Consider the following 2,386-nt stretch of genomic DNA (forward strand, 5'->3'; position numbering starts at 1 on the left):
ACGGCCGCTGGGCGCAGCGGCGTTCACTTCCCCGTACGGCGGGTCACCGGGCCGCGGAGACCGCCGTCGTCGACGTTGTCGAGGCGGCCCGCGCCGCCGGCGTGGAGTGGCTCAGCCTGTACGCCTTCTCCACCGAGAACTGGAACCGCCCCGGCACCGAGGTCGAGTTCCTGATGCGCCTGGTGCGCCGGGTCGTGCGCAAGCATGCGCCGCTGCTGCTCGCGCGCGGCATCCGCTGCCGGTTCCTCGGAGTCGGCGACCCGCGCCTCCCCCGTGGACTGGCCCGGGACTTCTACGACTTGGCAGCACTGACCGCCGGCAACCGGGGCATGACGCTGACCGTCGCCTTCGACCACGGCGGGCGCCGGGACATCGTCGAGGCTGCAAGGTCGCTGATCCGCAGCGGGACGCCCGCCGACGAGGTGACCGAGCGGCTCTTCGCGGACCACCTGCCCTTCCCCGACACCCCCGATGTGGACCTGGTCATCCGCACCTCCGGCGAGCAGCGCATCTCCAACTTCATGCTCTGGCAGGTCGCCTACGCCGAGTGGGTCTTCCCCGAGGTGCTCTGGCCGGACTTCCGGGCTCCCGACTTCCTCGCCCACCTGCACGCCTACCGGCGCCGCGACCGCCGCTTCGGCGGCGTGCCCGCCCGGACGAACGGAGACCCACCGTGACCACCGAAACCACGGGAACGCCCGACGAGGCATTCCCGTTGGGCCCGAAATCGCAGTTCAGCGCCTTCTCCGACGACCCGCGCTGGGCCCTGGCCATCGTCCGCGCCACCGTACTGGAGGCCGCCCACCCGCAGATCGGCGCCGCCCTCGCCGACAACTCCGTCTTCGTCGCCCACCCCTGGCGCCGCCTGCGCAACACCTTCCTCAGCATGCGGCGCATGTTCGCCGCCGACCCGGCGGTACGCGAACGGGAGGCCGCCAGGCTCAACCGGCTGCACGCCCGCATGAGCGGCTCCGACTCCCGCGGCCGCGCCTACGACGCGATGGACCGATCGACCCGCGCCTGGGTGATCGCCACCCTCTTCGAGAGCGCCGTCACCATGTGCCGGCTGAGCGGCCAGCCGCTCGACCGGGACACGATGGAGCGGACGTACGCCGAGTACCGCGCGGTACTCGCCGCGCTCGACGGCGACGCCGGGGAACTCCCCGAGGACCTCAACGACTTCTGGCGGTACTTCGACCGGGTCGTCGAGAACGAACTGGAGAACACCGAGGCGGCCCGCATCATCCTCTACCGGCTCTTCGACCACCTGCCCGCCCCCGCGCTGCTCGACGGCGCCCCGACACTGTGGGCGGCCGGCCGCGCGGTCGCCGGTCCGCTCCTCGGCGCGATCACCGTCGCCTCGCTCCCCGAGCCCTACCGGCGCCGGGCCGGCCTGCCCGAGATGCCCGGCGCCCCCGCCCTCATGCAGGGCGCCTACCTCGCCGCCGGGCTCACCCGGTTCCTGCCCGAGGGCTGGATCAATGCCGAAAGCATCATCGAAGCCCTCTCACTCCCGCCCGACAGCGACGACCCCCGCGCCCGCACCGTAGCCGCCCTGCGCGCCCGCATGAAGCGGGCCTCGGCCCTGCTCCGCCTCCTCACACCACTGAGCGGCGACACTCCCGGCCCGGCACCGTCGGCGGCCACGGAAGCGTACCGACGCTCGGCGGAGGAGTTCTTCCGCCGAGTGCTGGACCAGACCGGCGACGGCCACCTCGACTGGCCCGACCTCGCTGCCATGGCACGCGAACTCTCCACCCGCCTCGACCTGGACGAACCCGGGGAGGCCCGGCTCTACGACGCCTTCGCCGCCTGGTGGCGCGAGCTCCAGGCCGCCCTCGACACGGACGGCGACGGCCGCGTCAGCGCCGAGGAGTACGCCGCCGCCGTCCCCTCCCTCGCCGGACCCGCCCTCATCCGCGTAGCCGAGGTCCTCTTCGACGCGACCGACAAGGACGGCAACGGGAGCATCGACGCGGACGAGTACCGAACCCTCTTCCGCACCGCCTTTCACCGCGACCTCACCACCACCGACGGCACCTGCGGCCGGAGCGCCTTCGTGGGCGGCTTCCTCTCCTTCATGGCGGGCCGCCGCGCAGGCACCCCGTACGACCCCCTCCTCGCCGAACCCTGACGAGCGCCGGGCATACGCGCGGCCGACCACGCCGTGGGCTTCGAGCGCGGCGCCGTGCCCGACGGCGACGCCGCTGTCGCCGGCATCGAGGATGCGTTCGCCGGCCGGGGTGAGGGCCACCGGTTCCTCGTCTTCCTGGGGGGTTCAACCGCCGGCGGGGGCGGGGCGGTCTGCTCTCCGGCCGTTTTGCCGGTACCGTGCAGTGTCCACGGCGTCATATAGCGGGCGCCGAACAGCTGGAGGCACCACGTC

Annotated in this window: 2 protein-coding genes; both read left to right on the forward strand. The window is 73.1% G+C overall.

Going from position 1 to position 2,386, the window contains the following annotated elements:
- On the forward strand, positions 1-677 hold a 677-nt coding region (gene uppS / locus H5J30_RS27680; protein WP_181790034.1), incomplete at its 5' end, for a polyprenyl diphosphate synthase.
- Positions 674-2,134, forward strand: coding sequence for an oxygenase MpaB family protein (locus tag H5J30_RS27685; protein ID WP_181790035.1), 1,461 nt, complete (start codon positions 674-676; stop codon positions 2,132-2,134). The genes uppS and H5J30_RS27685, both read left to right, overlap by 4 nt.
- Positions 2,135-2,386 lie beyond the last annotated feature (252 nt).

This window comes from Streptomyces phytophilus, assembly GCF_013870535.1.
GTDB classification, from domain to species: domain Bacteria; phylum Actinomycetota; class Actinomycetes; order Streptomycetales; family Streptomycetaceae; genus Streptomyces; species Streptomyces phytophilus.